6 protein-coding genes are annotated in these 6800 nt (G+C 40.4%); 4 read left to right on the top strand and 2 right to left on the bottom strand.

Annotated features, from left to right (window positions below; all coding sequences use genetic code 11):
* Window positions 1–550 precede the first annotated feature (550 nt).
* Window positions 551–1261, top strand: coding sequence for an SDR family oxidoreductase (locus IQ228_RS17770; protein WP_027404488.1), 711 nt, complete (start codon window positions 551–553; stop codon window positions 1259–1261).
* A gap of 47 nt (window positions 1262–1308) precedes the next feature.
* The gene (gene hppD / locus IQ228_RS17765) at window positions 1309–2370 is read left to right on the top strand and encodes a 4-hydroxyphenylpyruvate dioxygenase (protein WP_173401726.1); all 1062 of its coding nucleotides are present in this window, start codon (window positions 1309–1311) and stop codon (window positions 2368–2370) included.
* Window positions 2371–2630: 260 nt separating this feature from the next.
* Here hppD and IQ228_RS17760 read toward each other — a convergent pair whose 3' ends face one another.
* Both IQ228_RS17760 and IQ228_RS17755 read right to left on the bottom strand, forming a co-directional pair.
* A complete protein-coding gene (locus tag IQ228_RS17760) occupies window positions 2631–3098 on the bottom strand; it encodes an SH3 domain-containing protein (RefSeq protein ID WP_027404490.1) in 468 nt (155 codons plus the stop codon).
* Between the two features lie 127 nt (window positions 3099–3225).
* Window positions 3226–4737 carry an AAA family ATPase gene (locus IQ228_RS17755; protein WP_027404491.1) on the bottom strand — a complete coding sequence of 504 codons (1512 nt, stop codon included), beginning with the start codon at window positions 4735–4737 and terminating at the stop codon, window positions 3226–3228.
* 189 nt (window positions 4738–4926) lie between these two features.
* Between IQ228_RS17755 and glcD the strand changes: the two genes are divergently transcribed.
* Window positions 4927–6396: a glycolate oxidase subunit GlcD gene (gene glcD / locus IQ228_RS17750; RefSeq protein ID WP_027404492.1), complete on the top strand. Its 1470-nt coding sequence runs from the start codon at window positions 4927–4929 to the stop codon at window positions 6394–6396.
* Window positions 6397–6473: 77 nt separating this feature from the next.
* The gene (locus tag IQ228_RS17745) at window positions 6474–6623 is read left to right on the top strand and encodes a hypothetical protein (protein WP_193963769.1); all 150 of its coding nucleotides are present in this window, start codon (window positions 6474–6476) and stop codon (window positions 6621–6623) included.
* Window positions 6624–6800 lie beyond the last annotated feature (177 nt).

Here is a 6800-nt window from a genome sequence, read left to right as displayed (position 1 = left end):
TATAAGAGACAGGAGGGTTAGGGTGGGGTAAAAAATATTTGATACATCAACCATAACTTTTAAAACACCCTCTCACACAGTTTGGTTTTATTGTGTTCACCTACTTAGGTTAATCATTCTTTTTTCCGGCTCTAACACTTCCTCTAACATACCTCTAAGATACAAGGATGGGTGAGGGACGTTTAAGAAGTGTGGCGATAGCTTGCGTGGCGACGTAGGAGCCATAGCCATAACCCAACACCTCCTAAGCTGTTGTGCATTTAGTTTGTATAATTCTAGCGGGCAAGATGCCCGCACTACAAAGTTCAAGTAAATTATGGTTATCAAATTTAGCTGCGTAACAGCTTACTATCCTCTCGCTAATGTTGGGTTATGCCTTCAGGCTACGCGAACACTTTGTTCAACCCAACCTTGTATCTTAGAGGTATGTTAGAGGAAGTGGTAGAGACTTTTTTCCTTCTTCCCTCTTTCTGACTCCTTCTTCTGATTAAACCCAGAATACCGAGATAGACTGTACTATAAATATAGTCTGTAAAGAAATGTAAATATAATGATGCTACAAGATAAAGTTATTGTCATTGTCGGTGCTACTGGTGGTGTTGGTGCTACCTTAACTCGTAAGTTATCCTCCACTGGTGCGCGGTTGGTACTTGCAGCTAGGCACGGGGAAAGTTTAGCTGCATTAGCAAATGGATTATCAGCAAATGTGCTGACAGTTCCCACCGATATTACTCAACCGCAACAGGTGGAAGCGTTAATCCAAGCAACAATATCCCAGTTTGGACAAATTGATGTCCTGGTAAATGCAGCCGGAGCGGGGATTCTCAAAGCCTACAACAACATTGAATCGGCAGATTTAGAAGCAATGCTGGATCTAAATTTAAAAGGCTGTTTTTACACGACTCAAGCAGCAGCGAAGGAGATGCAAAAACGGAAATCTGGTCATATTTGTAATGTTGTCGGTATTCTTGGTAAACATTCAATGCCTATGGCTGCGGCTTATTCTGCATCTAAGTTCGGTGTGGTGGGTTTTAGTAAATGTATAGCGGAAGAACTGAAACGTTTTGGGGTGAAAATGACACTTTTTTACTTTGGAGGGATAGATTCTCCTTTTTGGGATAAGGTAAATTTAAAAGTAGATCGGAGTAAGATGCTGAGTTGTGAGACTGCGGCAAGTGCTATTTTTTATGCTTTATCGGCTGAACCACAGGCTATACCTATGGAAATTAATATTCAACCTGAGAGTCATTTATTTTTTTAGTATGTGATAGATCAAGGTGATAGTAAATACTGGATTTAAAAGAAATTATGCTGCAAATTGATCACGTTCACTTTTATGTCGAAGATGCCCAAAGGTGGCGAGATTGGTTTGTATATTGTCTTGGTTTTCAAGCAGTGAATGATGGTATTTTTCCCAGGTTTTTTCATCATCCAAAATCCTTACATACTTGTACAGAAGTGGTGAAAAGTGGATCTGTCTACTTTTTGCTTTCTTCTGCAATTTTACCGACTAGTCCGGTGGCTGAGTTTTTACGTGAACATCCTCCTGGTGTGGCTGATATAGCTTTTGTAGTTGATGACGTGGAAGATGTGATAGCAAGGGCTATAAGCAATGGTGCAAGGATTCTCCAACCTGTTCAAGATGGTGGATTTTGTCAGTATGCTAAAATTGCTGCTTGGGGTGGTTTAAATCATACGTTAATTAGTAGGGAAAAGGCAAAAATAGTAGAGGTTGACAATATTTCCCGTCATTTCATTACTGCTATTGATCATTTAGTTTTAAATGTGGGTGTGGGTGAGTTGGCAATTGCTGTTAATTGGTATGAAAAAATATTTGATTTTCAACCTCAACAAAGTTTTAATATTAAAACTGATCGTTCCGGTTTGCATAGTCAGGTAATGATTTCTCCTAATGGCAATATTCAATTACCAATTAATGAACCGGCTTCACCTAGTTCGCAAATTCAGGAGTTTTTGGAGGTGAACAGAGGTGCAGGTATTCAACATATTGCTTTATTAATACCTGATCTTGTTGATGCAATTTCTCGGTTTCGGGCTGCTGGTTTATCTTTTCTGTCTGTTCCTCAAAATTACTATTTCCAACTCCAACAACGATATAAGTTTTCTCTGTCAACTGAAGAATTGCAAGCCATATCTGACCAAGAAATTCTGGTAGACTGGCATGAAGATTCTCAACCAGGGCAGTTATTATTGCAAATTTTTAGTCAACCAATTTTTTTTAAACCAACTTTTTTCTTTGAGTTTATTGAACGTCGTTCTCTTGCCCAAGGTTTTGGCGAAGGTAATTTTCTGGCTTTATTTCAAGCGATTGAACGGGAACAAATTAAACGCGGTTTTGTTAGGGGTTAGGAGATTTTTAATTGCATATTTAAAATCCAAAATTAGGTTATAGTGGTAATCACGGTTTATGCAATATAATTTAGGGCGCAGGGACTGCGCCCCTACAGGCTTTACGGGCATTGGATAATGGTGGTATGAAAATCAAAAATTCCCTTTCTCACACTCTTATTCTTTGCGCCTCTGCGTCTCTGCGTGAAACAAATTCATACTTTCATTCAAGTCCATAGCGTTACAAGGAGGTTAATAGAAGAAATTAAAGATATTGCTACTTACTGAGAACGTTGAATATTACCTGATTTTACCCAACCTTCTTTATCAGTATCAGGAATGCGGATTTTTTGCCATTTTTTATCGGCACTTTCTTCTAAAATAATTACTTTTTTATTACCACCAACTCCACCAGTAGTGGAAGAATTTGTGTCTGGTTCAGACCGCATACTTAACCCATCTGCCCAAGTGACAGTTCCTTCGTAGGCATCTGGTGGTAGTGGTTTGGGTGATTCTGTGGGTGTAGGGCTAGATGTGGGGTTGGGAGTAGCTAGTTTTTTAGATGGGGATTTGGCAATGGCTTTGGGCTTTTTGGCTTGAAAAGAAGGATTATCATTAGGATACATTGGCTTGGGAGGAGTTACGGCGGTACGGTTAACAAAATAGAGGGCAACTGTTAAGCCAGTACCTAATAAAACTGCGATCGCTAAGACAAAACCGAGTATAACTTTAAGTAAGTTTGTCAGCATATAGTAGGGAATTAGTAATTGGTAATTGGTAATTGGTAATTGGTTAGTTTTTTCTTCTTCCTTCTTCCTTCTTTCTTTTCTTACTTCTGATAAAGGGCGCGGTCCCCGCGCCCCTACCTCCTAACTCCTATAATTGACGTTGAATGCGATCGCTTAAAGGACTATATTTAGATGCTAGACGCGCCCTACCGGCGGCTGCCCATTCTTGGAGTTTTTGAATCTGTTCCACAGCGGTTCGCGCTAAGGGGATAATTTGACTGGCAGCCTCTAAAATATCATCAGTGGTGAAATCACGGTTTTGACTAAAGCCAATGTGCATGGCTTCAATTAACGTTTGTTCAATTTCTGCACCGGAAAAATCGGGAGTTTCGTAGGCTAATCTCTCGATTTCATAGCTGTTCAAATTATGGGGACGCAATCGGGATAAATGCACATTGAAAATAGCTTTTCTTTCTTCTTGGCTGGGTAAACCGACAAAGAAAATTTCATCAAATCGCCCTTTTCGTAACATTTCTGGTGGTAAAGCCTGAATATCGTTAGCAGTAGCTACGACAAAGACAGGGGAAGTTTTTTCCGCTAACCAATTAATAAAAGTCCCAAATACTCGGCTTGTAGTTCCCGCATCACCTTTGCTACCCAAACCAGAAAAAGCCTTATCAATTTCATCAATCCAGAGTATACAGGGAGCGAGCGCTTCTGCGACTTGAATCATTTGCCGAGTGCGGGATTCTGACTCACCCACCAAACCGCCAAATAGCCGCCCTACGTCTAATCGTAACAGAGGTAAGTGCCAATGGTGAGCGATCGCCTTGGCGGTTAAAGATTTCCCAGTTCCCTGAATTCCCACCAACATTAACCCACGAGGATGAGGTAAACCGTATTGTCGGGCTTTTTCGCTAAACGAACCCCCACGCCGAATTAACCAATCCTTCAAATTATCCAAACCACCAATATCAGTAATTTCTTCAGTGGCGGGGTAAAAATCAAGAATTTGGGTTTGGCGGATAGTTTGCCGCTTTTCTGCCAAAACTAAATCTACATCTTCTGGTTCTAATTGTCCATGAGTGGCGATTCCTCGCGCCAATACCCGGCGGATTCTTTCCATAGACAACCCTTGACAAGAACGCACCAAATCATCCAAAAACTTGCCAACAGGTGGATTTCCAGTAGCTTGTAACAACCGTTCCACCTCCGTTTTGATTTCCGGGGCGTTAGGTAAAGGAAACTCAACCACCGTCAGCACTTCCGTTAAATCATCAGGAATAGCAACGCGAGGGGATAATAAGACAATATTTTTCGGTTGGGATTTCAGGAGTCGGGCTAAATTACGGAGTTTGCGAGAAATAGCCACATCATCCAAAAATCTATGATAATCTCGTAAAATCAATACCGCAGGTGCAGCGGCAGTCAACTTTTCCACAAACTCCAAAGCCTGTAAAGGATTGCGTTTACCAAACCCCACATCATTCGGACTACCCTGATAACCGTCCACAAAATCCCAAGTATACACCGGACGATTACCTTGATTTGTCGCCTCTTCCCGAATCGCCGCCTCTACCCGTTCCTCCTCATAAGTAGGAATATAAATCAACGGATAACGGGCGCGGAGTAACAATTTAAACTCATCACGAAAATTCATAAAAACAAGTATGGCTAAAGCCGTATTATCAAAATCAATAAGGTTTAGTATAATACTATATCCGATTGTACACCCCCCATTGAGAATCAATGCAGACTTACCAGAGTGAAATTAAAAAATCAAAGATTATAAACTCTTACTCTCTGCGACTCTGCGCCTCTGCGTAAAACAAATCCAAAATAAAAATCCATGCTTACCCAAGATAAAAAACAAATCAACTGGAAACCTATTATCAAAAAATTTGTCGCTGTAGTTGGTGAAAAAGGCGTAGTTCAACGTAAAGAAGAACTCCTCACCTATGAATGTGACGGTTTAACCAGCTACAAACAACGTCCCCCAGTTGCAGTATTACCCAGAACCACAGAACAAGTATCAGAAATTGTCAAAATTTGCAATCAATACTCCGTTCCTTTTATCGCTAGAGGTTCAGGAACAGGTTTATCTGGTGGTGCTTTACCAACAGAAAATTCCGTTTTGATTGTCACTTCTTTAATGCGACAAATCCTCAGCATTGACGTAGAAAATCAACGGGCCGTAGTGCAACCAGGAGTAATTAATAGTTGGGTGACACAAGCAGTTAGCGGTGCTGGGTTTTATTTTGCCCCTGACCCTTCCAGTCAAATTATTTGTTCCATTGGTGGCAATATTGCCGAAAATTCTGGGGGAGTCCATTGTTTAAAATATGGTGTAACAACAAATCATGTTTTAGGTTTAAAACTTGTGCTTCCTGACGGTGAAATAGTTGATGTTGGTGGACAAATTCCTGAAATGCCGGGTTATGATTTAACAGGTGTATTTGTCGGTTCAGAAGGAACATTAGGGATTGCCACAGAAATCACCTTAAAAATCCTCAAAAGTGCCGAATCAATTTGTGTATTACTCGCAGATTTTACCAGCGTAGATGCTGCGGCTGCCACTGTTTCTGATATTATCAGCGCGGGGATTATTCCTGGTGGCATGGAAATGATGGATAATATTAGTATTAATGCTGTAGAAGATGTTGTTGCCACTAATTGTTATCCCCGTGATGCCACAGCTATTTTATTAGTAGAAATTGATGGTTTAGAAGTAGAAGTTTCTGCAAATAAACAGCGAGTTATAGAAATTTGTCGCCAAAATGGGGCACGAAATGTCACCAGTGCTAGTGACCCAGAAACTAGATTAAAATTATGGAAAGGCAGAAAAGCGGCTTTTGCGGCTGCGGGACATATTAGCCCTGATTATTATGTGCAAGATGGCGTAATTCCTCGGACTCAATTACCTTATGTCCTCCAAGAAATTGAGAGATTAAGTCATGAATATGGTTATCCTATTGCCAATGTTTTTCATGCTGGAGATGGGAATTTGCACCCATTAATTTTATTTGATAATTCTGTACATGGAGAATTAGAAAAAGTCGAAGAATTAGGGGGAGAGATTCTCCGGCTATGCGTAAGAGTAGGTGGTAGTATTTCCGGTGAACATGGTATTGGTGCTGATAAGAAATGCTATATGCCAGATATGTTTAGCGAAGCTGATTTAGAGACTATGCAATGGGTAAGACAGGTATTTAATCCCCAAGGTTTAGCAAATCCCGGCAAGATTTTCCCCACACCCCGCACTTGTGGAGAAGCAGCGAAAGCCTCCATTCAACAATTCCCAGGAGTAGAAAGATTCTAAGTAGGGTGAGGTTTCCCCGCCCAGAAATGAAAAAGAAATCTCTCTATTTCTCCTCCCTCTGCGTCCTCTGCGCCTCTGTGGTTCGTTTTTTTCATTTATTGCTTATTTTTGGTAAGTTTCAACAAGTAGATGCTACTGACTCTCGTGAAAAAGGAGGAACAGGTTTAGATTTAGCTATTTGTCGGAGTATTAGTATTACAAATAACAGAAATGCTGCAATGAAATAATGTTCTATGGCATTACTCAGATCCAAGGCTGCAAGGCTGAAAATATCCTCACGGGGGAGGAGAAGCAGTTTTGCCATCTTCAAAAAATCTTTAGAATTCTTCACATATCACTTATAATTCTAAAAGATACATAAATATTGTGTCTTTTTTACTGTTTTATTAAAAAATATCCATATC

Source organism: Dolichospermum sp. LEGE 00246 (assembly GCF_015207865.1).
GTDB lineage: Bacteria > Cyanobacteriota > Cyanobacteriia > Cyanobacteriales > Nostocaceae > Dolichospermum > Dolichospermum heterosporum.
Note: the sequence above shows the minus strand (reverse complement) of the source record. Positions and strands in the feature narration are given on the sequence as shown.